General features: G+C 52.9%; 22 protein-coding genes. All 22 read left to right on the top strand.

All coding sequences use genetic code 11. From position 1 onward, the window contains the following. The first annotated feature begins 21 nt into the window (after positions 1 to 21). Positions 22 to 705, top strand: a complete 684-nt coding sequence (locus tag K6V98_RS00380; RefSeq protein WP_222198555.1) for a thiamine diphosphokinase — start codon at positions 22 to 24, stop codon at positions 703 to 705. 272 nt (positions 706 to 977) lie between these two features. Further along, positions 978 to 3,620 (top strand): bifunctional acetaldehyde-CoA/alcohol dehydrogenase, encoded by a 2,643-nt coding sequence (adhE, locus tag K6V98_RS00375; protein ID WP_222198554.1) that lies wholly within the window; start codon positions 978 to 980, stop codon positions 3,618 to 3,620. 56 nt (positions 3,621 to 3,676) lie between these two features. Then, positions 3,677 to 4,441: a phosphotransferase family protein gene (locus tag K6V98_RS00370; RefSeq protein ID WP_222198553.1), complete on the top strand. Its 765-nt coding sequence runs from the start codon at positions 3,677 to 3,679 to the stop codon at positions 4,439 to 4,441. Positions 4,442 to 4,742: 301 nt separating this feature from the next. After that, entirely contained in the window at positions 4,743 to 4,931 is a 189-nt protein-coding gene (gene rpmB, locus K6V98_RS00365; RefSeq protein ID WP_222198552.1) for a 50S ribosomal protein L28, read from the top strand. A gap of 212 nt (positions 4,932 to 5,143) precedes the next feature. Then, a complete protein-coding gene (locus K6V98_RS00360; RefSeq protein ID WP_222198551.1) occupies positions 5,144 to 5,497 on the top strand; it encodes an Asp23/Gls24 family envelope stress response protein in 354 nt (117 codons plus the stop codon). Positions 5,498 to 5,531: 34 nt separating this feature from the next. Next, positions 5,532 to 7,199 carry a DAK2 domain-containing protein gene (locus K6V98_RS00355; protein ID WP_222198550.1) on the top strand — a complete coding sequence of 556 codons (1,668 nt, stop codon included), beginning with the start codon at positions 5,532 to 5,534 and terminating at the stop codon, positions 7,197 to 7,199. Between the two features lie 6 nt (positions 7,200 to 7,205). Further along, on the top strand, positions 7,206 to 9,371 hold the full coding sequence (gene recG / locus K6V98_RS00350; protein ID WP_222198549.1) for an ATP-dependent DNA helicase RecG: 2,166 nt from the start codon (positions 7,206 to 7,208) through the stop codon (positions 9,369 to 9,371). Further along, complete coding sequence (gene rsmD / locus K6V98_RS00345) at positions 9,368 to 9,979, top strand: 16S rRNA (guanine(966)-N(2))-methyltransferase RsmD (protein WP_222198548.1); 612 nt, start codon at positions 9,368 to 9,370, stop codon at positions 9,977 to 9,979. The genes recG and rsmD overlap by 4 nt, the downstream gene beginning before the upstream one ends. A gap of 1 nt (position 9,980) precedes the next feature. Further along, the gene (gene coaD / locus K6V98_RS00340; RefSeq protein ID WP_371734487.1) at positions 9,981 to 10,478 is read left to right on the top strand and encodes a pantetheine-phosphate adenylyltransferase; all 498 of its coding nucleotides are present in this window, start codon (positions 9,981 to 9,983) and stop codon (positions 10,476 to 10,478) included. A 262-nt stretch (positions 10,479 to 10,740) separates the two neighbouring features. After that, the gene (locus K6V98_RS00335) at positions 10,741 to 11,241 is read left to right on the top strand and encodes an ATP synthase subunit B family protein (protein ID WP_222198546.1); all 501 of its coding nucleotides are present in this window, start codon (positions 10,741 to 10,743) and stop codon (positions 11,239 to 11,241) included. 2 nt (positions 11,242 to 11,243) lie between these two features. After that, the gene (locus K6V98_RS00330; protein ID WP_222198545.1) at positions 11,244 to 11,798 is read left to right on the top strand and encodes a YceD family protein; all 555 of its coding nucleotides are present in this window, start codon (positions 11,244 to 11,246) and stop codon (positions 11,796 to 11,798) included. A gap of 133 nt (positions 11,799 to 11,931) precedes the next feature. Beyond that, complete coding sequence (rpmF, locus tag K6V98_RS00325; protein WP_222198544.1) at positions 11,932 to 12,111, top strand: 50S ribosomal protein L32; 180 nt, start codon at positions 11,932 to 11,934, stop codon at positions 12,109 to 12,111. Positions 12,112 to 12,204: 93 nt separating this feature from the next. Further along, positions 12,205 to 13,233 carry a phosphate acyltransferase PlsX gene (gene plsX, locus K6V98_RS00320; protein ID WP_222198543.1) on the top strand — a complete coding sequence of 343 codons (1,029 nt, stop codon included), beginning with the start codon at positions 12,205 to 12,207 and terminating at the stop codon, positions 13,231 to 13,233. Positions 13,234 to 13,288: 55 nt separating this feature from the next. Next, the gene (locus K6V98_RS00315) at positions 13,289 to 13,531 is read left to right on the top strand and encodes an acyl carrier protein (protein ID WP_222198542.1); all 243 of its coding nucleotides are present in this window, start codon (positions 13,289 to 13,291) and stop codon (positions 13,529 to 13,531) included. 8 nt (positions 13,532 to 13,539) lie between these two features. Then, positions 13,540 to 14,277: a ribonuclease III gene (gene rnc, locus K6V98_RS00310; protein WP_222198541.1), complete on the top strand. Its 738-nt coding sequence runs from the start codon at positions 13,540 to 13,542 to the stop codon at positions 14,275 to 14,277. Further along, a complete protein-coding gene (smc, locus tag K6V98_RS00305) occupies positions 14,268 to 17,795 on the top strand; it encodes a chromosome segregation protein SMC (protein ID WP_222198540.1) in 3,528 nt (1,175 codons plus the stop codon). Before rnc ends, smc begins: the two co-directional genes overlap by 10 nt. Beyond that, positions 17,795 to 18,709, top strand: coding sequence for a signal recognition particle-docking protein FtsY (gene ftsY, locus K6V98_RS00300; RefSeq protein ID WP_222198539.1), 915 nt, complete (start codon positions 17,795 to 17,797; stop codon positions 18,707 to 18,709). Before smc ends, ftsY begins: the two co-directional genes overlap by 1 nt. 84 nt (positions 18,710 to 18,793) lie before the next feature. Further along, positions 18,794 to 20,275 carry a signal recognition particle protein gene (ffh, locus tag K6V98_RS00295; RefSeq protein WP_222198538.1) on the top strand — a complete coding sequence of 494 codons (1,482 nt, stop codon included), beginning with the start codon at positions 18,794 to 18,796 and terminating at the stop codon, positions 20,273 to 20,275. Between the two features lie 306 nt (positions 20,276 to 20,581). Beyond that, entirely contained in the window at positions 20,582 to 21,430 is an 849-nt protein-coding gene (gene thyA / locus K6V98_RS00290) for a thymidylate synthase (protein ID WP_222198537.1), read from the top strand. Positions 21,431 to 21,573: 143 nt separating this feature from the next. Further along, positions 21,574 to 22,101 (top strand): dihydrofolate reductase, encoded by a 528-nt coding sequence (locus K6V98_RS00285; protein ID WP_222198536.1) that lies wholly within the window; start codon positions 21,574 to 21,576, stop codon positions 22,099 to 22,101. 29 nt (positions 22,102 to 22,130) lie between these two features. Continuing rightward, positions 22,131 to 22,733 (top strand): flavodoxin domain-containing protein, encoded by a 603-nt coding sequence (locus K6V98_RS00280; protein ID WP_222198535.1) that lies wholly within the window; start codon positions 22,131 to 22,133, stop codon positions 22,731 to 22,733. Further along, a complete protein-coding gene (locus K6V98_RS00275; protein ID WP_222198534.1) occupies positions 22,726 to 23,610 on the top strand; it encodes a TrmH family RNA methyltransferase in 885 nt (294 codons plus the stop codon). Before K6V98_RS00280 ends, K6V98_RS00275 begins: the two co-directional genes overlap by 8 nt. The last annotated feature ends 59 nt before the right edge of the window (positions 23,611 to 23,669 follow it).

The following is a 23,669-nucleotide window of genomic DNA, read 5'->3' as shown; positions in this document are numbered from 1 at the left end:
TCTGGAAACAGAAACCGTGTGATGGCTCAAACTTGGAACGGAGAGAGTGTAGTGCGTATCTTGCTTGTAGGTGGCTCCCCTGAGGGTGCTCGTGGTTCCGATCTTATTGAGGCAGCGAAACATGCCGATCATATTGTCGCAGTTGATGGAGGGCTGGACGCTATCTTGCATGCAGGTCTTGAGCCTGATCTTTTTTGCGGAGATGCAGACTCGGTGAGCGCTGAGGCCAGTGCTGTTTTGGAGCGAGTTGAGCGAGACGGAGGCTCTTGGATAATCGAGCGTTACGCAACAGCAAAAGACTATTCCGACCTAACGCTCGCGCTGCGAGCCATTGCTCATCGCTGGTCGAACGCTACGATTTGCGCGAGTCGTTTGGTGGGGGGTCGGCCAGATCATGCACTCTGCGTCATTGGGCAGCTGGCTTCATGGGAAGGTTCTGTTGAGCTTGTAGAGGACAGCTTTGAAGGCCGGATGCTGCGCGCAGGCGAGTGCTGGGAGATTTCAGAAGACATGCGAGGACGGACATTTTCCTTCATGCCGCTTGCGCTTACTAATACGGTGACAGAGACAGGCATGCGCTGGGAGCTTCATCAGCGTACCTGCGGGCTGCTGGAAGACATTGGCATCTCAAATATCATCGAGGGAGCGGCACGTATTACCTGTCACGAAGGACGCTTGATCTGCTGGCTCTTTAGAAATGAATGAGTCGACTACATAAAGTGAAGCGTTTCAATTGTATTTGATGTCCATGACCAGCCATTTTTTGCTTCAAAAACGCCCCAAGGTGCTTGTTCTAATGTGTGCTTTATATGGTTTCACACTTTTCATTTCTTACGGGGTAGGGTTCTACCTGCGTAAATGATATTGAAACGATTCAAAATATATAAACCGTTCACCGAGATCTATCAACCGTTCATCTTTGCTTCGTATAGTTATCTTGAGGTTGTAGCCCTTCGAAGCGACAGAAGGAGATCCGAATGGCGAGAAAGAAAGCGGCAGCCGCACCCGAGATCGTCGATACGGTTGAGGTGCTCGAGGCAAAACTCGAGCGTATGCGTGCAGCCCAGCAGGAGTTCGCAAGCTTTACCCAAGAGCAAGTGGACAAGATCTTCTACGAGGCAGCACTTGCTGCCAACAAGCAGCGTATTCCTTTGGCGCGCATGGCCGTTGAGGAGACGGGTCGTGGCATCCTTGAGGATAAGGTGATCAAGAATCACTACGCCGCTGAGTACATCTACAACGCATATAAGAATACGAAGACCTGCGGTGTCATTGAGCACGATGAGGCTTTGGGCATCACCAAGGTTGCCGAGCCGATCGGTATCGTAGGAGCGGTCATTCCTACGACCAACCCTACGTCTACGGCAATCTTTAAGACGCTCATCTCATTAAAGACTCGAAACGCCATTATCATCTCCCCGCATCCTGCAGCAGCTCGGTGCACCATTGCCGCTGCGAAGGTTGTCCTGGATGCTGCAGTAGCTGCTGGAGCTCCTGAGGAGATCATTGGTTGGGTGGATACGCCTTCCATTGAGCTCACCAATACCGTGATGCGCGATGTGGATATCATTCTTGCTACGGGCGGCCCGGGTATGGTGCGTGCAGCTTACTCAAGCGGCAAGCCTGCCTTGGGTGTTGGTGCTGGCAATACCCCGGTTGTTATTGATGACTCCGCCAATATCAAGGTCGCTGTGAACTCAATCATTCACTCTAAGACCTTTGACAACGGCATGATTTGCGCCTCTGAGCAGTCGGTTACCGCCCTTGATTCAATCTATGATGAAGTGAAGGCTGAGTTTGAGCGTCGTGGCTGCTATTTCGTGAAGCCCGGTGCTGAGCTTGAGGGTCTTCGCGAGGCCATGTTCAAAAATGGTGCCCTTGATCATCGCATTCCCGGTATGCCTGCAGCAAAGATTGCAGAGCTTGCCGGTATTGAGGTGAACCCCAAGACCAAGATCTTAATCGCTGAGGTGACCTCGACCGATCCCAACGAGGAGGTCTTTAGCCACGAGAAGCTCTCACCGGTGCTTGCAATGTATCACGCAGCTACGTATGAAGAGGCTGTTCAAAAGGCTGAGCACCTCGTACTTGCCGGAGGACCGGGTCACACCGCATCTTTGTATGTCAACCCGGCTCATACCGAAAAGATTGAGCGTTTCCAAGATGTTATGAAGGCCTGCCGTATTGTGATCAATACCCCCTCTTCTCAGGGCGGTATCGGCGACCTGTACAACTTTGGTATGGTTCCGTCCCTCACGCTGGGCTGCGGCTCTTGGGGCGGCAACTCCGTCTCCGAAAACGTTGGGGTGAAGCACTTGCTGAACATCAAAACCGTGGCTGCTCGCCGCGAGAACATGCTGTGGTTCCGCGCCCCTGAGAAGGTCTACTTCAAGAAGGGCTCCATGCCGGTTGCCCTCGATGAGCTGGGCTCGGTCATGGGTAAGAAGCGCGCCTTTATTGTGACTGACCAGTTCCTCTTTAAGAATGGCAATACCCGTGCCATTGAGGCCAAACTTGACCAGATGGGTATCGCACATGATTGCTTCTATGATGTCGAGCCTGATCCTTCACTGCAGTGTGCTCGTCGCGGTGCTGAGCAGATGCGTCTTTTCGAGCCTGATGTCATCTTGGCTGTCGGTGGCGGCTCTGCTATGGACGCCGGTAAGATCATGTGGATGATGTATGAGCATCCAGAGGCTAACTTTGAGGATATGGCCATGGACTTCATGGACATCCGCAAGCGTGTCTTTACCTTCCCCAAGATGGGGGAGAAGGCCTACTTTGTAGCCATTCCAACCTCTTCGGGTACTGGTTCTGAGGTAACGCCGTTTGCCATCATTACCGATAAGGACACGGGCATTAAATGGCCGCTCGCAGACTATGCACTGCTGCCGAATATGGCCATTGTTGATGTTGATAATGCCATGACTGCTCCGCGCGGCCTCACCGCTGCTTCAGGTATTGACGTTATGACGCACGCGATTGAGTCCTATGTCTCAATCATGGCGAGCGACTACACCCGTGGCTTGTCTATGAAGGCTGCAAAGCTCGTGTTCGAGAACCTGCCTGCCTCCTATGAGTTCGGTGCTGGCGATCCCGTTGCTCGTGAGAACATGCATAACGCCTCTTGCATGGCCGGTATGGCGTTTGCAAACGCCTTCTTGGGAGTCAACCACTCCATGGCTCACAAGCTCGGTGCCTTCCACCATATCCCGCACGGTCTGGCAAACGCTGTCATCTTGACCCGCGTGATGCGCTATAACGCTGCTGAGGCACCGGTTAAGATGGGAACCTTCTCGCAGTACCCCTATCCAAATGCTCTGGCAGCCTACGCTGAGATGGCACGCTTCTGCGGCATCGGTGGCAAAGATGATGCCGAGGTATTTGAGAACTTCATTACTGCTCTGGAAGAGCTCAAAGATACGATCGGCGTCAAGCGCACGATTGCTGAGTATGGCGTGGATGAGGAATACTTCTTGGAGACCTTGGATGACATGTGTGAGCAGGCTTTTAATGACCAGTGCACGGGCGCTAACCCGCGCTACCCGCTCATCTCTGAGATCAAGGAGCTCTTCCTCGATGCCTACTATGGCCGTGAGCCCCAGTCCTACGGAGTCTAGGATCGTAATCGTCCCGTAAACCCAGTTTTGGGTCGGTGAGAAAGGACACGAGGGATATGCAGCTTTCAGACACAAAGACGCTCATTGTTGAGCGCGGTAACAAGAAGGTATATGACCTGGGCGATCAGATTGCCAAGGTGTTCAATGAGACGAAGCCCGTTTCAGACATTTTCAACGAGGCATTAAATCTCGCCCGTATTAATGAGTGTGGAATCGCAAGCCCGCGCGTGCTTGAGGTTTCTGAGGTTCAAGGCGGCGGTTGGGGTCTTCTGACCGAGAAGGTTCCTGGACGCACCTTGGCTGAGCTGATGGAAGAAGATCCAAGCAAGTTCTATGAGTATCTCGAGCGCTTTGTAGATCTACAGATCGACGTTCACACCCACCGGAGTCCACTTTTGCCGCGTCAGCGCGACAAGTATGCGCGTATGATTGATGGTTTGGACACGCTCAATGCTACGCAGCGTTATAACCTGCTTGAGCGCCTCGATGGCATGAAGCGTCATCGCCGCGTCTGCCATGGAGACTTCAACCCCACGAACGTGATTGTTGGTGCAGATGGCGAGCTTGCTATCTGTGACTGGGCTCACGCTACCCAGGGCTCCCCTGCAGCTGACGCAGCCATGACCTATCTGCTCTTTGCGCTGACCGATACACAACAGGCCGATGCCTATCTTGAGCTTTTCTGCGAGCGGGCAGATGAGCCCATGCAGGTTGTTCGTCAGTGGCTGCCTATCATCGCTGCTTCTGAGCTTGCGCGTAAGCGCCCGGATCAAGACGCTGAGTTCTTGATGAGCTGGATTGATGTATTTGATTATCAGTAAGCTCTGATTGATCGTTCGCGCTGAGGCTCTGTCTATGTGTAGGCAGAGCCTCAGTTTGTATCGATGCTGGTGCGTGCATTGTGCACGTGATCAAATATGTGCTCATGTGAGCTTTGATGAAGGTACTGTTCAGTCGTGTGCCTCGCTCGTTTTTATATGATCGTGCGTGCGAGTGTGCGGGCGTGGACAGGTATGAAATTGCCGTGTGAAGATTGAGTACAAGCTGCACTTTTATGGTATAGTCACTAGTCGTTTGCTCACGCGGTAAAGAGTCAGAGCCGCCCCTAGGAGGTCTTAACCTATGTCTAAAGTTTGCGCAATTTGCGGTAAGCACCCCTCTGCGGGTCGTTCTATCAGCCACTCTCACCGTGTCACGAATCGGATGTTCCGCCCGAATATCCAGCGTGTTAATGTGGTTATTGATGGTCATCGCCGTAAGATGAATGTCTGCACCAGCTGCCTCAAGGCTCAAAAGGTTGCCCGTTCATAAATCTTTTCGCACCTTCTTGCTCATGTGCGATGCTGGGAGCGTCTCTCACCTGAGAGGCGCTTCTTCTTTGCGGTTGAATTATTTCAGCTGAGACATCTGTCAGCTATGGAGGTGTGGGGCTTTCCCGAGCCTTTTTGGCTTTTGCGTTGTAAAATACAAGACTGACTGCCTCCGCGCCGGGGGCATCCGTGCGCGAAGGAAGGAGATTCTCCGTGTCTCAGCAAATCGCCGGTACCCTGTCCGTTTCCAATGATGTTATTGCCGATCTCGCAGGTTATGCCGCCCTGTCTTGCTACGGGGTTGTAGGAATGGCCGAACAGCTCCAGGGAGCCGAGAGTGTTCGTGTCCTGTCTGCACAGCGTCTTCGCAAGGGGGTCGTTGTATCCACCGCAGACGATATGCTGACGGTCGACCTTCATGTAGTGATTGAGAGCGGGGTTAATATGCGCTCTGTGAGCGAGAATCTTGCAAGCTCAGTTACCTTTACGCTCTCAGAGATTGCTCAGGTGGATCCTGAAAAGCTCAAGATCTCTATCCATATTGATGCTATGAAATCCCGCGCATAAGGCGCCTTACGCACTGCTTGGAGTTGCACCGCCCATGATCGCAAAGACCGTACGAACTAGTTTTCCCGTGGCTGCCGGAGCTGTTGCCGAGCGCGCCGAAGAGATTAATAAGCTCAATGTATTTCCCGTACCCGATGGCGATACGGGAACCAATATGTCGCTCACCTTGTCATCCGTGGTAAAAGAGCTTGCTCAGCTTGATGCCGATGCAGATATGGAAGCTGTTGCCGGAGCTATTACACACGGATCACTCATGGGAGCACGAGGTAACTCAGGAGTCATTACCTCTCAAATTCTTCGTGGTGCAGCCGAGGGTCTTACCGAGGTTGAAGGGCCGGTGAGCTCAGCTGATATTGCCCGCGCTCTTCGTCGATCGGTAAAGGTTACCTTCCATGCGGTTCGCAAGCCCGTTGAAGGAACAATTCTCACAGTCTTGCGCGATGTTTCTACAAAGGCTGATGAGTGTGATCGTCGTCGGCTTACGGTGGCAGAGACCTTAGATGCCATTGTGGTTGAGGCATATGAGTCAGTCGCTCGTACTCCAGATCTCTTGCCCGTTTTGAAAGAAAATGGTGTGGTTGATTCTGGTGCCTTTGGCTTCGCTGTCTTTCTTGAGCATTTCTGCGCTGCGGCGCTTGGTCGCACGGCAGCACCGGCTGAGTTTAAGACCACCTTTGATACAACAACCGAGGGAGCTCGTGAGGTTGCCTTGGGTCGTGTTGAGATTGAGGCAAATGATGATTGGGAGGGCTCGGAGTTTCGGTATTGTAACGAGTTTCTCTTCCGTGCTGATGCTCCCTTCGATGAAGAGGCGGTCATTTCATTCTTAGGAAGTATGGGAGACTGCGAGCTGCTCGTCGGTGCTTATCCTGACTATAAGATTCACGTACATTCTAATACGCCCCATTTGGTGCTTGAGCACATGCTTGAGCTCGGTCAGGTCTATGAGGTCTTCATTCACAATATGGATATGGAGTCTCATGAGCGCACCGCTAAGATCCACGCTGATCAGGACGAAGCCTCAGAGGTTCCCATGAAGCCCTTAGGCTTTGTTGCTGTGGCAGCTGGCTCTGGAGAGGCCGAGATTTTGACCTCCTTGGGCGTTGATGTTGTGGTGAGTGGTGGTCAGACCATGAACCCCTCTACGGCAGATTTGCTCGAGGCTGTTTCTCAGGTGCATGCTGAGGCAGTTATCATCCTTCCAAATAACAGCAATATCCGTATGGCTGCAGAGGCTGCGGCAGAGGCTTGCCACGATAAGCAAGTGGCAGTGGTTCCTGCTAAGACGGTCCCTCAGGCATTCTCTGCCTTGTTTGCAGCACTTCCCGATACACCTTTTGATGAGGTGGTCGAGGCTATGACCGAGGCGCTCGCTCACGTGCGCGACGGCGAGGTAACGCGTGCCGTTCGCGATAGTACGGCAAGCGATGGAACTCCGATCCATGATGGGGACGTCATGGGTATTTTGACCGGCTCCATCGATGTCGTTGGTAGTGATGTGGCAGAGGTAACGCTGGCCTGCATCGCTCGCCTCCAAGATGAGGAGGAAGGGGATACGCTTACCATCCTTGCTGGTGAAGACCTCGATGATGAGGCGTTCCAGCACATCCTTGATGCGATTCAAGAGGCATATCCTGATCTTGAGATTGATGCGCATAGAGGAGAGCAGCCTTTATATCCGGTGATTTTCTCGATCGAGTAGGAGCTCATGGCTGCAGGTTTTATGTTGCCAAGTGTAGCAAGACGGCTTGCGTGCTCCAGATATTTGGAGACTGACGTGAGCCGTTTGCGCTATGTATCGGGTTCGCGTGCTCGGGCCTTAGAGCGCCTCGGGCTTAATCAGGTACGAGATCTGCTCTACCATATTCCTCGGCGCTATCTTGATTTTTCTGCTACTACCACCATTGAGGCGGCACCCTTGGCCTCGGTCGTGAGTATTGTGGCGGAGGTGGATCGCGTAATCGAGCGCCGTCCACGACCACGCATGGTGGTAACTGAAGTTTCTCTGTTTGATGAGACAGGTGTTATGAAAGCTGTCTTTTTCAAGCAGCCCTGGCTGTCGCGTCAGATAAAGTCCGGTAATCGTTTAGCGCTCATGGGCAAACTTGAGTTTGCCTATGGCTTTAAACAGATGAAGAGTCCGATTTTTGAACGCGTAAGCGATGATGAGCACACCAATCATATGGTGCCAATTCATCCGGTGGGCGAGGGCATTTCTGTTGCATGGATGCGTCGCATTATGTCAGAAGCACTGGCAGATGCGGTGGGGATCTTTGATCCGATGCCTGCTGTGTATCGAGCATCACATCAGCTCATGAGCCGGGCGCAGGCGCTTCGGGCAATTCATTTTCCGCAGAGTCTCAACTCAGCCGAGCAGGCGCGGCGTCGTTTGGCCTATGAAGAGGTCTTGTATTTACAGCTCGGGCTGCGTATGAAAAACGAGATCGAGTTTGTTGATCCGGCTGTTCGTTCGCACCGGGCTGGCGAGGCTGTCCAAGCTCTGCGCAGAGCTCTTCCCTTTGAGCTAACCTATGAACAAGAAGGTGCCGTTGCCGATATTTTGCATGATATGGCAGACACTCATCATGCGATGAGTCGCTTGTTGCTCGGCGATGTAGGAACAGGAAAGACCGCAGTTGCCACCCTGGCCTTAGGAGCTGCAAAAGATGGACAGGCGCAAGCCTGCGTGATGGCTCCCACGTCAGTTTTAGCGCAGCAATACGCGATTGGCACCGGTCCTTTGCTTGATCGCGCAAACATTTCTTGGGCGCTTCTAACCGGCGCAACACCGGCTCAAGAGCGCTCGGAGATCCTCTGCGATCTTGCAGCAGGCACACTTGATGTGCTCGTGGGCACGCATGCCGTCTTGTCAGAAGATGTTGTTTTTTCTGATCTTGGCTTGGTTGTTATCGACGAGCAGCATCGTTTTGGAGTTGGCCAGCGTGCGGCTCTGCGCGCCAAAGGACCAGGTGCCGACTTGCTGGTGATGAGCGCAACACCGATTCCTAGAACCTTAGCCTTGGCGCTCTATGGCGATGTTGATGTGAGCCGAATTCGTAAGCGTCCTTGTGCCGGAGCGGGCGTTGCTACGCATATTCTTGATCCCTCCAACCGCGATCTTGCCTATGGCGCGATACGCGACGCGATTGCTAAAAAGCAGCGCGCGTATATCATCTGCCCTCTGGTTGCTCCGGGTGAGGATGCCACTCAGCTCGACGATGGTTTTGCGCCTGGTGAGAACACAGAGGATGGTGCTGCTTCGGCATTGGTGGCAGCTACTGCTGAGGTGGAACGGATCGCTCAGATCTTCCCTCAGGCTCACGTGGGGCTGTTGCATGGACGTATGTCTGCAGCTGAAAAAGATCAGGCGATTGATCAGTTCCGTCGGGGCGTTACAGATATTTTGGTAGCCACAACCGTTGTTGAGGTTGGTGTTGATGTGCCTGAGGCCACCGTTATGCTGATTGAAAATGGCGAGCGCTTTGGCCTTGCGACCTTGCATCAGCTACGTGGCAGAATCGGAAGAGGCTCTGCGCCAGGGGTGTGCTTCATTATTTCGAGTGCGGCCGATAAGCAAACCCCGGCGTATCAGCGCCTGAGCTCACTTGAGCGCATTACCGATGGATTTGAGCTCGCAGAAATTGATTTGCGCCTTCGCCATGAAGGGGAGATTCTTGGCTACCGTCAAAGCGGTGGCGTGAGTCTGCGCTTCGTTGATTTGGTAGAGGATCAAGATCTGATTGAGGCTGCAAATTATGATGCTAGACAGATCCTAGAAGATAATCCGGATCTGAGCGCACCGGAGACGCTCCCGCTTCGTATTGAGGTGCTTGAGCGCTTTGGATCCTTATTGAAGGAGGCTGGTGGCGCATGAGGGTGGTTGGTGGCTTGTGGCGTGGCAGAAAGATTGGCGAACCTCGGGGCAAAGAGGTCGTGCGCCCAACAACTGATCGTGTGCGTGAAGCCATGGCATCTATTGTTGCATCGGCTCTGCCTTCAGGCATTGAAGGCATACGGGTGTTGGATGCTTTTGCAGGCTCGGGTGCCTTGGGTATTGAGATGCTCTCTCGAGGGGCTTCCTCGTGCGTATTTTGTGATATCAATCGATCTTCTGCAGCACTCATACGTGCGAATCTCACGAGCTTAGGAGCTGATCGCAACAGTTATACGATCCTTACCACAGACGCTCCTGGAGCGGCAGAGCGCGGGAGTCTCCCGAGCCCTGCTTATGATTTAGTTCTGTTGGATCCTCCCTATGTCTTGGGAACCGAGCCTGTTGTGCGCGTACTGTCTGCGTTGGCTGCACACGATCTTCTGGTCGATGGTGCTCTTGCCTTAGTTGAGCGAGGTATGGCTACTGCAGCTGCAGAAGTTGTTGGCTTTGAGCGTATTCGCGAGAAGCGGTATGGCTCGACTGCTGTTGATGTCTTTCGGTATCATGCTCACGCCCTGCCACATGAGTCTACGGTTGAGAGGGGATAGCGTGGCTGCTGTTATCGATCATGTCTTGGTTCCTGGAACCTTTGATCCCATTACCTTAGGCCATATTGATGTTATCCGTCGGGCGCGGCGTTTGTTTCCTCATGTGGTAGTAGCCGTTGCAGCCTCACTTGATAAGAACGGTGGCGGCACGGTCTTTTCTTTAGAAGAACGGGTGCGCTTGGCGCAAGAGGCGCTCGCGAGCTTTGCAGGAGTGGATGTTATCCCGTTTACAGGATTGCTGGTTGATTGTGCACGAGCCTGCGGAGCAAAAGCGGTTGTAAAGGGCTTGCGCGCAATGACTGATTTTGAATATGAGCTGCAGCAAGCCGGTCTCAATTACCGGCTCGATCCAGATCTTGAATCAATTTTTATTATGAGTGCCCCTGAATTTGGCTATCTCTCTTCTTCTGCAGTGCGCCAGATTGCAGCCTTTGGTGGAGACGTATCCGAGTTTGTTCCTCCTTGCGTTGACAGGGCGCTTACCGAAAGATTTTCATAAAAAAGCGAGACGAATACATGATTCAATGAGATCCGCTTCGCGCAGCTTTGCTTATAGCGGCAGCGTCGACGTGAGCTCGCATATCCTGTAGAACCATGCCTAAGTTGCTTTGCCTATCGTGTTGTTTGGCACGGCTGCGATCGTGCAATGAACACTATGCGCCGGAAGGGGAGATATCGTCGCATCTGAGGCCTCTGTGGTCTCGCTCCCGCCTATCCTGTAGAATGGGTAGTTGAGTGGAAATGCGTTGAGAGGAGACCGGATGCCGGGCGAGAACCTTCCTGGCGAGAGGATTGAGAGTTTGGTCGATGAGCTGGAGAGCATCATCGAAGAATCCAGGCCGCCTTTCGGCAAGACCGCGCAGTTCAAGGTCATCGAGACTGATGTCTTCTTTAATATCTTAGAAGAGGTCAGGATGAGCTATCCCGAGGAGTGGCAACGCTCTCGTCGCATCTTAAAGGAGCGCGATGAACTGCTTGCTTCGGCCGCCGCTCAGGCCGATTCCATCATTGCAGATGCCCAGCAGCAGGCCTTAACGATTGCAGGAGAGCAAGAGATTGTTCGTTTGGCTCAGCAGCAGGCAGATGAGATCCGAGATCGGGCAAATCAGTACGAGCGTGAAACTCGCTACGCTGCAGAAGACTATGCTGAGCAGGTCTTTACGCATCTTGAGGAAAACTTAAAGTCTCTTGCCAATACGGTTTCGAGGTGCCGCCAGCAGCTGAATGAGGGTGCTGGCCAGCAGCAGAATGGTGCCTGGTAAGCATGGAGCGTCGCGGGGTACCCGTTGATCTTTCCGGCAAACTTGAGAATCCGGGCGATTCTTTAGCCCTTGCAGGAATCATTGAGCAAACCTCATATACGGTGGGCGAAAAGGAATTCTCCTGTCCCTCAGGCATTGCCTATGACGTGGTGCTTACGAACGCCGGGGATGGCATCTTGGTGTCTGGTATGGCGCGTACGAGCGCAACGAGTGAGTGCGATCGCTGTCTCGAGCCTGCGCATCAAGATATTTCTGGAGAGATCGAAGAGTACTATCTTTTCTCTCAACCACACGAGGAGCAGCTAGAGGATACAGACGAAGATGCAGAGATTTTGCCTGCTCATCGCCGGATTGATCTGTACGACGCTATCATGGATGCCATCGTGATGGATACACCATTTGTAGTGCTTTGTAAAGAGGACTGCAAAGGGCTTTGTCCTGTTTGTGGTGCCAACCTGAATGAGGAATCGTGTTCATGTTCTCAAAAAGATGAGGATGTAGACAGCGACTCAAATCCCTTCTCTGTGCTAAAAAATCTGAAGTTTGATGAGGTATAAATCAGAGGTTTTGTAAGGCGGTGTGCTACAGCGCATGTGGAAGCCTTGTTTTTTCTCTAGACAGAGAGATTTTCAGTGCTACCATAGGTCGCTGCGCCTAACCGCAACTGAGTAGTTTCAAAGAGAGGTCAACATGGCTGTACCTAAGCAAAAAAAGGGCCGTGCGAAGACGCATTCCCGTCGCTCCGCCAATATGAAGATTTCCGCACCCGCGCGTTCCCTCTGCCCTCGCTGCGGTGCGGTTAAGCTTCCTCATCATGTATGCTCAAACTGTGGCTTCTATAAGAATCGCGAAGTCGTTGTAGTTGAGTAGCGGCCGCTTGGCCTCATGTTCGATCTTTAGCTGATCGGCGATACAGATCATGGCCGGCTCGGTGAGTCGGCCATTTTACCGTGAGGGAGAGCTATGGAGCACACGCAAGCAGTTCGCGTCGTTGTAGATGTGATGGGTGGCGACGAGCCCGCAGAGGTCGTTCTTGCAGGAATTGAGGCTGCGCTTCGTGCTGACCCTGCCTTGACTGTGCTTGCTGCAGGTCCTCGTGAACTTGTTGAGCCCTTTGCTTCCCGCCATGATCGAGCGCTTGCGCTCGAAGCCCCTGATGCGATCACGATGGAAGATGATCCCATCAAGGCAATCACTTCAAAGCGTAAAAGCTCAGTGGTCGTGGGTTGCCGTGCGATCAAGCGCGGTGAAGCGGATGCTTTCTTTTCCGCTGGCTCTACGGGCGCTTTGGTAGCTGCTGGTACGGCCTATATTACGCCGTTTAAGATTGAAGATGAGCAGGGTATACGTCCTTTGCGTCCCTGCATTACTGCTGCGCTTCCCAATCGAGCGCAAGGCCTGACGGTCTTTTGTGACTTAGGAGCAAGCCCAGATGTAGAGCCGGTTGATCTCTTGCATTTTGGGCAAATGGGCGCTGCCTATGCTCGTGCGGTTCTAGGGATTGCATCACCTTCAGTAGGCCTTCTCTCCAATGGCACCGAGGAGCATAAGGGTTCTGCGTTTGTTCAACGCACCCATGAGCTTATGGCGCGCTCGCTTCCTGAGTTTGCAGGCAACTGCGAGGGAGGAGATTTGACCTCTGGTTCCTTTGACGTCGTGGTGGCCGATGGCTTTACGGGAAATGTTGCGTTGAAGGCCACAGAAGGCGCTGCCCGTCTTTTGCTCGGTGAGCTCAAACATGCCATGCGCTCATCTGCTGCCGGAGGCGTAGCTGGTCTTTTGTTGCGTCGTTCTTTGCGTGAGATAAAAGATCGGCTCTCGGGTGATGCCTATGGTGGAGCAATCCTTTTGGGTCTCAAAGGCGTGCTGATGATTGGTCACGGTGCAACAAGTCCTGAAGCGGTTAAAAATGGCACCTTGGCTTGCGCGAGAACCGTTCGAGCTCATCTGGTTGAAAATGTAGCAGGTGCAGTTTCGGGCATCGTCCGGTAAGCTACACTACATATACGCGAAGGAACCCCCTTCGCCTCATCGAGAGGAGCCTCGCATGGAGCGGACTGATATCTTGAGCAAGGTTATAGATATCGTGAACGATGTCTTGGGAGTCGATCCCCAAGATATTTCTGAAGAGACCACCTTTGACGATATTGATGCAGACTCTCTTGATCGTCTCCAGTTGGTTACGGCCATGGAAGACGAGTTTGATGTTGAGATCCCCGATGAGCGTTTAGAGGCCATTGGTTCGGTCTATGACGCGGTTGAGGCTATCGAAGCTGCCCTGGAGGCGTGAGTTTTCTCATGTCCGTAGCTCAGAAGCTCGCCCGTGCCGAGAAGATCTGCGGGCATAAGTTTTTGAATCGAAATTTGCTTGAGAGCGCACTTACTCATCCTTCAGCAGTAGACGGGGAGCCGATCTCTGCCTCATATGAGCGTCTTGAGTTTTTAGGCGATTCAATTCTTGGTGCCGTCATTGCTCGTTTTTTATTCTTGAATAATCCCGAGCTTGATGAAGGTCGGCTGACGAGTCTTAAGGTCTCCTTAGTTTCAGGCGCAACCTTATCTGAAGTGGCTGCTCATTTAGGTATTGGTGAGTGCATTATCTTTGGTGCATCTGAGGCAGGCACTGGTTCGCGTGGTTTGCATTCTGCTTTAGAAAACGTATATGAGAGCTTGGTTGGGGCGCTCTATTTAGATGGGGGCTGGGACGCGGCTCAAGCCTTTATTTTGCAGACCCTTGATCCTGAGCACGTATCTGAGCGGGCACAGCGGCCTACGAATCCAAAGTCGTATCTTCAAGAATGCATCCAAGCTGACGGATTGGTAAGTCCTACCTATAAACTCGTAGACGTAACCGGCCCTAAGCATGAGCCGGTATTTACCGCCGTGGTCTTTGTTGATGGGGCGCGTCAGGGAAAAGGATCGGGATCTACCAAAAAAGAGGCTGAGGCTGAGGCTGCGGCAGATGCCTTGGAGCGCCTTGGCTATACCGAAAATGGTGCCATGAGAGAGAAAGAATCTGAGCGGCCATGTTCTTAAAGTCCCTCACGCTCAAAGGGTTTAAGTCCTTTGCTGATCGGGCTCAGATGAGCTTTGAGCCTGGATTGACGGTCATTGTCGGACCAAACGGTTCAGGTAAATCTAATGTATCTGATGCAATTTTGTGGGTCTTAGGTGAGCAAAGCGCTAAGCAATTGCGCGGGCAGGCCATGGAAGACGTTATCTTTTCTGGCTCTTCTGCTCGTAAACCCGTTGGTTTGGCAGAAGTTACCTTGGTGCTCGATAATTCTGATCGTGTGCTGCCCGTGGACTTTCATGAGGTAGCTATTACGAGGCGGATGTATCGCTCTGGCGAGAGCGAGTATCTTATTAATTCCAGCCCCTGCCGCCTTATGGACATCCAAGATATTCTTCACGATTCAGGCTTGGGCAAGGACACGCATTCAATTATTAGCCAGGGCAAGCTCGATGCTATATTGCAGAGCCGCCCTGAGGAGCGCCGTGCCTTAATTGAAGAGGCTGCAGGCATTTCTAAGCATAAGCGTCGCAAAGAGCGGGCTCAGCGAAAGATTGCCTCCATGGACGCTCATCTTGCTCGCGTCCGTGATATCAATCGAGAGATCACTCGTCAGCTTCGTCCCCTTGAGCGCCAGGTTGATCGAGCTCGTCGGCATCGAGACCTCACTGAGCGAGCATCTGAGCTCACCCGCGTTTTGGCCGTTGATGAGCTTCGGAGCTTGCAGGAGCGCTGGAAGCAGATGGAGACGGAGGCGCGTGAGAGTGCGGGCACGCTTGAGCTTGCTCGATATCGCTTAGAAGAGCGTGAGCGCGAGCTTGAAAAGCTCCAGGTTATGCTTGAACAAAAAGGCCTATTCGTAGGAGATTTGTCTGAGCGTCGCCGTCGCATGCAAGATGCAGTGGGGCGGATCGGCTCTGATATGCGCCTGCTTGAAGAAAAAGGTCGCAATATGGTTGCCCGCCTTTCAGATATGCGTGGCACACTGTCTGGTTCTGAGCATCAGCGTCGCCGGGTTGCTCAAGAGCTTGCTGAGGCTCAAGATCTCCTTGCTCAGGCAAGCGGTGCAGCAGAGGTTGCGCGTACTCAGGTTGCTGATGCAGATCCTCTAGCTCAAGAACTTACCAATCGTCGTCGGGCTTTGGACGAGCTGCTCTCAGCGGCAACGCGCGAGGAGCGCACCGCTCGCCGCGAGGCCGACTCTTCTGCTCTTGAGCTGGCGCGTATCCGAGAAGCGCTTTCGAATGCTGAGATGGGAGATGCCATGCTCGCCCGGCGGCTTGAGCAGATCTCAGATGAGGTAGAGGCGGCGACTCGTGAGCTTTCTGAGCGCAGGCACCGTGTTGAAGAAATTGATGCTGAGCTTGAGCGCGCTCGTCATGAGCGAGATCAGGCAGGATCTGAGCGCCAAGAAGCTGAGGAAATCTTAAAAGAGCTGCGAGCGCGTGAGGCACGTGCGCGTGATACTTTAGCAGAAGTGCGATCTGAGCTATCTGGCCTCACAAAGCTTGATCTGGCGCTGGCCGATGCTTCGCCTATGACCGCCGAGCTTGCACGTGAGCACGCCGATGAGCTATCTGCACGTTTAGGCGATGTTATTGAGGCTCCCTCTGAGCTCGAAGCCTTAGTTGAGCTCGTGCTTGGAGATGATATTGAAGCTTTGCTCTTGTCTGATGAGGCCGCGCTACAACGAGCTGCAAAGGCAGTTCCTGATGTAGCTGGTGAGGCCTTACTCATGGCGGCTGAGCAGACAGGAAAACCATTTGAGTTTTCAGATGCTCCCGGCACTGCCCTTTTAGATAAGCTCCGTGTTCGAGATGGGTTTGCACAGGCCGTTGCTACTCGTCTGGGCAACATTCGTTTGGTCGATGATCTTGATGCGGCTCTTGCGGCTCCTCTCTGCCCCGGTGTTGTGTATGTTACGCCCGAGGGCGCGCGGGTAGAAGGGCCTGGTCAGGTGCGCGTGGGAGCCCCTCATTCAGACGGAGCAGGTGCTCTTGAGCGCAAACGCCGAATCAGAGAGCTCACGAGCATTGAGCCCGAACTTGTTCATGCACTTGATAGAAGTGTGGCTCAGGTTGGGGAGGCTGAGGCAGCGCTTGACGTGGCACGAACAGCAGGGGCGAGCGCTGCGGGAGAAATTGCTCGCTTAGATGGTGAGCGCTCAGCTGCCTTGTCTGAAATTGGCCGTTTAGAGCATACGCTCTCAAAGGCAAATTCTGATCGCGACCAAGTGCTTCGTCGTCGGCGGGAAGAGTCTGAGCGCTCCCAAGATGCTCGCCTGCGTGCACGTGAGCTAGAGAAGCTCCGCGAGGCGGCTGAGAAGCGAGCAGCAGAGGCTGCTGCAAGCTTGGCTGATGCAACAGATGAGCTTGAACAAATTCGCGCTCAAGATAGTGAGGCATCGCGTCGCCTTTCTGAGGCAAAGATTGCCCTTGCTCAGGAAACCGAGCGCGTGCGGAGCCTGTCTGGCCGCGTGCCCGAGCTTGAAGCTCGTCTTGAGCGTATTGATCGCCGCATCCGTGCTACTGAGCAGGCTTCACGCTCACTTGAGGTCTTGCGTGTCCGCATAGATCCTTTGCATGGTCGCTACGAAGCCTTGCTTGAGCGGGCGCTTGAGTGGGCTGAGCGCCTTCGCGATCAGGCGTCACTTGAAGAGGCGGGCGCGAGCTCTCTGAAAGAAACGATCGATTCGCACAAAGCGGCTGTGGCTGAGGCTCGCGATGAGCTCGAGGCGGCTCAAGCCGACATGTCGAGCCACGATGTTGCCCGGGGCAAGCTTGAGGTTCAAGTTGAGGCGGCAATTGAGGCGGTTCGCTCGGGTGGCGTTCCGCTCGAAGAGGCACTGTTGCTTCCCGCACCAGAAGATCCAGAGGCCTGTCGGCGTGAGTTGCACGACATTGCTCGTCAAATCAATGATTTGGGCCCGGTCAATCAGGTGGCCTTTGAGGAATATGAGCGTCTCCGTGAACGTGCAAGTTACGTGGAGGCTCAACTCACCGATCTTGAGACTGCACGAAAATCATTAACTCGTATTGCTGCAGCGATTGATCGAAAGATGCGCTCACGGTTCTTGTCCACCTTTGCCTTAGTTGATGAGAACTTTAAAGAGGTGTTTAGCATGCTCTTCCCTGGCGGTCGAGCGTATCTTGAGCTTACCGATCCCGATCATCCCGATGAGACCGGTATTGAAATCGCAGCTCAGCCCAAGGGGAAGCGCATCGCGAAGATGTCACTCATGAGTGGCGGTGAGAAATCTCTCACTGCTTTGGCGCTGCTTTTTGCGGTCTATCGTACGCGGACAGTACCGTTTTATGTACTTGATGAGGTAGAAGCAGCACTTGACGACTCGAACTTGGGCAAGCTCATTGGGGCTATTGATCATTTGCGTCGTACGACTCAACTCATTGTCATCTCTCACCAGCGTCGCACGATGGAAGACGCTGATGTCTTGTATGGTGTATCCATGCAAGCCGATGGGGTGAGTCGCGTGGTGAGCCAGCGGCTCGATCGCACGACTGGAAAGGTAGTGAATGCCTGATGGGTCTTTTTGATTCTTTAAAACGCGGTCTGGCACGAAGCCGCGAAGCCATTAATGAGGTCTTTTATTTCGGCGGAGACGTTGATGAGGATTTTTGGGAGGAGCTCGAAGATACCCTCGTGATGGCCGACATGGGTGCTGAGATCTCTATGCAGGTCACTGATGATTTGCGAGACGAGGCTGCTCGTAAAAATCTCACGACCGCCCATGAGCTTCGTCGCGCTCTTGCTAAGCGCTTGGAAGAGGTATTTGTAGCTCCTTCTTCGGATCTATTCTTAGATACCCCTGCCTGCGTGTTATTTGTAGGTATTAATGGTGCCGGTAAAACTACTACCGTTGGTAAGATCGCTGCAGCGGCTCAGCTTGCTGGCAAACACCCCATTATCGGAAGCGCCGATACCTTCCGTGCTGCTGCCATAGAGCAGCTCGATGTGTGGGGTAATCGCGCTGGAGTTCCGGTGGTGAAGCGTGAGCGAGGATCGGATCCGGCAAGTGTGTGTTATGACGTGCTTGATGAGGCGGATCGCCAAAACAAAGACCTCGTGCTCATCGATACTGCAGGGCGTCTGCACACCTCCGATGAACTTATGCGTGAGCTTGCAAAAGTTGTCTCGGTTACGCGCAAGCGTGCTGAGCGGATGAGTACCGGCTCCATGCCGGTTCGCGTGATTCTTGTCATTGATGCAGCAACTGGACAAAATGGCATCAATCAAGCCACGGAGTTTCATGAAGCATTAGGCATTGACGGAATTGTTCTCACGAAGCTTGATGGTACTGCGAAAGGCGGCATTGCGCTTGCGGTTGCAGCTCGCCTTGGTTTGCCGATTCTTCGCGTCGGCATAGGGGAGCGCATAGAGGATCTTCAGGTCTTTAACGCGCATGATTTTGCTCAAGCCTTGGTAGGTGAGGAATAGGGCAGCAAGTCCTGACCGTCTATACTGAATCGCGATAGATGATCCGCGCCAACCGATGAGGTAGCGAATAAAAGAGGAGCAGGGATGTTTAATAGCCTTTCTGATCGTTTGACTGAGACCTTAGATGCCCTGCGTGGCAAGGGTAAGCTCACCGAGGCAGACATTGCTCATGCAATGCGCGATATTCGTATGGCCTTGCTTGAGGCTGACGTGAACTTCAAGGTTGTAAAAGACTTTGTTGCAAAGACGCGTGAGCGGTGCATGACGGCCGAGGTACTTGAGTCGTTAACGCCGGCTCAAAACGTAGTCAAGATTGTTTTAGATGAACTGACTGAGCTGCTCGGCGCTACTGAGAGCAAGCTGGTGCTCTCTAATCGTATTCCCAATGTCATCATGTTAGTCGGCCTTCAGGGATCAGGTAAAACCACCGCTGCGGCAAAGCTCGCCTATCTGTTAAAGAAGCAGGGTAAAAGTCCGCTTTTAGCCGCGTGTGACGTATATCGTCCTGCTGCTGCAGATCAGCTTGCAACTCTTGGTGCAGAAATTGGCGTACCAGTCTTTAAAGGAGACGGAACACATCCGGTAGCTATTGCTCAGGGAGCTGTTCGCGAGGCAGTTGACACCATGAAAAACGTGGTGATCGTCGATACGGCGGGTCGTTTGCAAATCGATGAAGCCATGATGGCTGAGGCAGTTGAGATCAAGCGTGCCGTGAAGCCCGATCAGGTGCTCATGGTTGTTGACGCCATGACCGGTCAAGACATTGTTAATGTGGTAACGACCTTTGCTGAGCGGACTGACTTTGACGGCGTCATTATTTCAAAACTTGATGGCGATGCTCGTGGAGGTGGCGCTCTTTCAGTTCGTGCTGTTACGGGCAAGCCCATTAAGTTCGCCTCAGTGGGAGAAAAGCCCGATGCGCTTGAGGTCTTTAGTCCTGAGCGCATGGCGAAGCGCATCTTGGGCATGGGTGATGTGATTGGCATCATCGAGAAGGCTCAAGAGATGGCCGACGCTGAGCAGATGGCCGCTGCTGAGCGTATGCTGCGTGAAGGCTTTACGATGACCGATATGCTTGAGCAGATGCGTTCCGTGCGCAAGATGGGCGGCATGTCAAAGATCTTGAGTATGCTTCCTGGTGGCCAGAAGGCCTTGCAGCAATTCGGCGGAGCCATGGATGAGAGCATCTTTGATCGCAATGAAGCGATGATCCTCTCCATGACCAAGGCTGAACGGGATCGCCCCGGTATCATCAATGGCCAACGCCGCGCCCGAATTGCACGCGGTTCAGGAACGACACCTGCAGACGTGAACACCCTCATGAAGCAGTGGGGTGAGATGAACAAGATGTTCGGCCGTATGCGTTCAATGGCTAACGATATGGCAGGATCTAAGAAAAACAAACGCTCGAAGAAGGGTAAGCGTGGCGGTAAGCTGCGGATGGGCGGTATGCCACAGATGGGCGGCATGGATATGAGCCAGCTCTTTGGCGGTGCCTCTGGTCTGGGAGGTTCCGGCTCAGACATGGATATGCTTCGCGAGATGGAGCGTCGCCTTAAGGGCTAAGTAAACCGTTCTGGGAGCTGTACCTGCGAGTAGAGAACATCCTGCGAACACCTTGGCTTCTGCGCGCATCGGGCAGGCTTTGCAGCTTGGTGTGGCAAGCCTGCGACGGATCTCGCGTATGCGGCATCCCTTGTGTGTGCCAAAACGTTTGGCACTCATAGCATGCAGCGCCTGCAATCTCTGCAAACTCGGACTACGCTCACGCGCTTGTTTGAATCTGTATACCGCATGAGGGATCTTCTTCAGACGTTTCCGTATGTTGTCTGGGGTACGATGCCTCAGACCACACGAATCGAAAGGAGCCCTATGAGTCGAGCAGATGAGCTCTTTGTACAGATGTGCCGTACGATCTTAGATCATGGAACCACCAATGAGGGAGAGCTTGTTCGCCCACGATGGGAGGACGGCACGCCTGCTTATACCATTAAGGGCTTTGGTATTACGAATCGCTATGATTTGCGTGAGGAGTTTCCTGCATTAACGCTTCGCCGTACTGCGCTGAAGTCTGCGATGGACGAGGTGCTTTGGATTTACCAGCGGAAGTCTAACAATATTGCAGATCTAAAGAGTCATATCTGGGATGCATGGGCCGATGAGACGGGCTCGATTGGTAAGGCCTATGGGTACCAGATTGCTCAGGTCTCCCATTATCCTGAGGGTGATTTTGATCAGATGGATCGTGTGCTGTTCGATCTTGAGCACACGCCCTTTTCGCGTCGCATTATGACGAATATGTACACCTTTGCCGATCTCTCTGAGATGAACCTCTACCCGTGCGCGTATAGCGTTACCTATAACGTTACACAAGGTTCCGATGATTCCAGGCCAGTGCTGAATATGGTATTGATGCAGAGGAGCCAAGATATTTTGGCTGCAAATAACTGGAATGTTTGCCAGTACGCCATTTTGCTCATGATGGTTGCCCGCCATGTTGGGATGGAGGCCGGTGAGCTTTTGCATGTCATCGTGGATGCTCATATCTATGATCGGCATATTCCCATTATTGAAGAGCTCATTGAGCGTCCGCAGCTGAGCGCTCCGCGTGTTTCTCTCAATCCCGAGGTTGATAATTTCTATGACTTCAAAACCTCAGATCTTCTAGTCGAAGGCTATGAAACTGGACCTCAGGTAACCTCGATCCCTATTGCGGTGTAAGTGCTCTTGCCTGCTGAGCCTGGGAGTTGCTTGGGCACGGCTGATGGATGAGCGAGGCGTGAGCGGGGTATTTTTTCTGGATGTTTTCGCCATATTGCACGATGTTGCGAATGTGGCCGACGTAGTGAAGTGATGGGGGAGCTATGGGTAGTCTCAAGGCGATTGTTGCGGTCTGCAATGATTGGTCCATCGGCATTGATGGCAAGATGATCGTAGAAAACCGTGCTGATATGAAGCATTTTGTCCGTTGTACCACGGGTGACACGGTCATTATGGGCAGGCGCACCCTTGAGAGTTTGCCGGGAGGCTCAGCGCTTCCGCGTCGGCGCAATATTGTCTTTACTCGCGATTCCCAGCTCTCCATTCCTCATGTTGAGACGGTCTCGTCGGTCGATGAGCTCATGGAGCTTCTAGGAGATAATGAGACCGGATGGGTCATTGGTGGCGGCCAGATTTATCAGCTCCTGTTACCGTTTTGTGATACGGCAATCGTTACAAAAAATCATGTGATTGCCCCGGCAGATACATACTTTCCAAATCTTGATGAGGATCCTGCTTGGAGCTTGGTTCAAGTGAGTGAGCCTGCAGTTGTGGAACCAGGTGAGGGTGACGAGGGTTTGGTGTATCAGTTCTGCACCTATAAGCGAAGCAACAAGGTGTCTTTTGAGTAAACGGGCTCTCAGTAAAAAGGATCAGGCACATGAAGACCATCATCTTATATCGTTCGAAGCATCGGGGAAACACAAAAAAGCTGGTAGATGCTATAGCTGCCTTTGATAAGGGCGTAGAGACCTTAGACATTGCCACGCTGGGCAAAGATGAATACCCTGATCTATCCTCTTATCGACTCATCGGTGTGGCTTCGGGAATATATTACGGGCACTTTGATCGAGACCTCAAGCGCGTGCTCGAGCATAGCCTCTCGTATGGAGATAAGATCTTTGGGCTCATGACCTACGGTGGTGCTAATAAGTGGTACGGACGTGATCTCGTGGCGGTATGCCAGCTTAAGATGGCCTCAGTGCTTACCATGTATGGTTGCAGAGGTTTTGACAGCTGGGGCTTATTTCGCTTGTTTGGCGGCATTGGCGTGGGTCACCCCAATGAGGAAGATATTCAAGGAGCGGTGGATTTTTATGCTCGCCTCCGCGAGGACTATGAAGAGATTCTTGAGCAGGAATGGCAGGCTCGGTCGCGCCGTCTTGCTCAAGAAGCCGCACATCCTCGACGGGGCTTCTTTTCCAATCTGGTTCATCGGGTAACTTCTCGTTTTTCAAACCGGAAAGAAGAGCCTCGTGGCTGAGATTCGTATCTCAGATCTGTCTGACTCGCGCTTAGACGCTTATGTGCGTCTGACGGAGCGCGAGCTGAGATGTGTGCTGGAGCCTGCTCGGGGCATGTTTATTGCAGAGAGCGCTAAGGTCATTGAACGTGCGTTAGATGCCGGCATGGTACCTGAGAGTTTCTTGTTAACCGAGCACTGGCTCAGTCATATGCAGCCGCTGTTTGAGCGTATTGATCCTCGCGTCCCCATCTTCGTTGCCCCTCAAGATCTTATGGAAACCCTTTGTGGCTATCAGGTCACGCGCGGTGCCTTAGCAGCCATGAAGAGACCACCTCTTGAAGATCCACGCGAGCTCATTTCACGCCTGCTGCGAGATACCACCGGGCCGGTGCGGCTTTGCGTACTAGAAGGCATTGTGGATCACACCAATGTTGGGGCAATTTTTCGCTCAGCCGCTGCCTTACACGTCGATGCCATTCTCATTAGTCCTACCTGCTGCGATCCTCTGTATCGCCGCGCGGTTCGTGTCAGTATGGGAACGGTGTTTCAAATCCCGTGGACTCGTATTGGTAGTACGGCTACTGCCTGGCCAGATGATGGCTTAGCCCTGCTTCATGAGGAAGGCTTTACCTGTGCTTCTCTGGCCTTATCTGACGATTCAATTTCGTTGGATGATCCCGTTTTGACAAAGATTGACCGGCTCGCCTTGTTCTTAGGAACAGAAGGAGGCGGGCTTTGCTCAAAAACTATTGCAGGCTCAGACTATACGGTGCGTATCCCTATGGCTAACGGTGTCGATTCCTTAAATGTTGCAGCTGCCTCTGCTGTGGTGTTTTGGCAACTTTGCCCTCATGGATCAAATGACTACATCAGAACCCCTGGGCTCTACTCGTAGCTTCGATCACCTCTCTGCTGTGATGTATCCATGCGCTGGGACTACAGTTTTGCGTCCTG

Source organism: Collinsella ureilytica (assembly GCF_019795105.1).
Lineage (GTDB): Bacteria > Actinomycetota > Coriobacteriia > Coriobacteriales > Coriobacteriaceae > Collinsella > Collinsella ureilytica.
This window is presented reverse-complemented; position numbering and strand designations above follow the sequence as displayed.

What these genes read in the sequence shown, in the direction of transcription:
- K6V98_RS00335 (WP_222198546.1), top strand. Translation starts at nt 10,741, where the DNA reads ATGCCGGGCGAGAACCTTCCTGGCGAGAGGATTGAGAGTTTGGTCGAT.
- K6V98_RS00380 (WP_222198555.1), top strand. Translation starts at nt 22, where the DNA reads ATGGCTCAAACTTGGAACGGAGAGAGTGTAGTGCGTATCTTGCTTGTA.
- ffh (WP_222198538.1), top strand. Translation starts at nt 18,794, where the DNA reads ATGTTTAATAGCCTTTCTGATCGTTTGACTGAGACCTTAGATGCCCTG.
- rpmF (WP_222198544.1), top strand. Translation starts at nt 11,932, where the DNA reads ATGGCTGTACCTAAGCAAAAAAAGGGCCGTGCGAAGACGCATTCCCGT.
- K6V98_RS00315 (WP_222198542.1), top strand. Translation starts at nt 13,289, where the DNA reads ATGGAGCGGACTGATATCTTGAGCAAGGTTATAGATATCGTGAACGAT.
- smc (WP_222198540.1), top strand. Translation starts at nt 14,268, where the DNA reads ATGTTCTTAAAGTCCCTCACGCTCAAAGGGTTTAAGTCCTTTGCTGAT.
- K6V98_RS00285 (WP_222198536.1), top strand. Translation starts at nt 21,574, where the DNA reads ATGGGTAGTCTCAAGGCGATTGTTGCGGTCTGCAATGATTGGTCCATC.
- K6V98_RS00355 (WP_222198550.1), top strand. Translation starts at nt 5,532, where the DNA reads ATGATCGCAAAGACCGTACGAACTAGTTTTCCCGTGGCTGCCGGAGCT.
- recG (WP_222198549.1), top strand. Translation starts at nt 7,206, where the DNA reads ATGGCTGCAGGTTTTATGTTGCCAAGTGTAGCAAGACGGCTTGCGTGC.
- rnc (WP_222198541.1), top strand. Translation starts at nt 13,540, where the DNA reads ATGTCCGTAGCTCAGAAGCTCGCCCGTGCCGAGAAGATCTGCGGGCAT.
- K6V98_RS00330 (WP_222198545.1), top strand. Translation starts at nt 11,244, where the DNA reads ATGGAGCGTCGCGGGGTACCCGTTGATCTTTCCGGCAAACTTGAGAAT.
- K6V98_RS00280 (WP_222198535.1), top strand. Translation starts at nt 22,131, where the DNA reads ATGAAGACCATCATCTTATATCGTTCGAAGCATCGGGGAAACACAAAA.
- ftsY (WP_222198539.1), top strand. Translation starts at nt 17,795, where the DNA reads ATGGGTCTTTTTGATTCTTTAAAACGCGGTCTGGCACGAAGCCGCGAA.
- thyA (WP_222198537.1), top strand. Translation starts at nt 20,582, where the DNA reads ATGAGTCGAGCAGATGAGCTCTTTGTACAGATGTGCCGTACGATCTTA.
- K6V98_RS00370 (WP_222198553.1), top strand. Translation starts at nt 3,677, where the DNA reads ATGCAGCTTTCAGACACAAAGACGCTCATTGTTGAGCGCGGTAACAAG.
- adhE (WP_222198554.1), top strand. Translation starts at nt 978, where the DNA reads ATGGCGAGAAAGAAAGCGGCAGCCGCACCCGAGATCGTCGATACGGTT.
- plsX (WP_222198543.1), top strand. Translation starts at nt 12,205, where the DNA reads ATGGAGCACACGCAAGCAGTTCGCGTCGTTGTAGATGTGATGGGTGGC.
- rpmB (WP_222198552.1), top strand. Translation starts at nt 4,743, where the DNA reads ATGTCTAAAGTTTGCGCAATTTGCGGTAAGCACCCCTCTGCGGGTCGT.
- rsmD (WP_222198548.1), top strand. Translation starts at nt 9,368, where the DNA reads ATGAGGGTGGTTGGTGGCTTGTGGCGTGGCAGAAAGATTGGCGAACCT.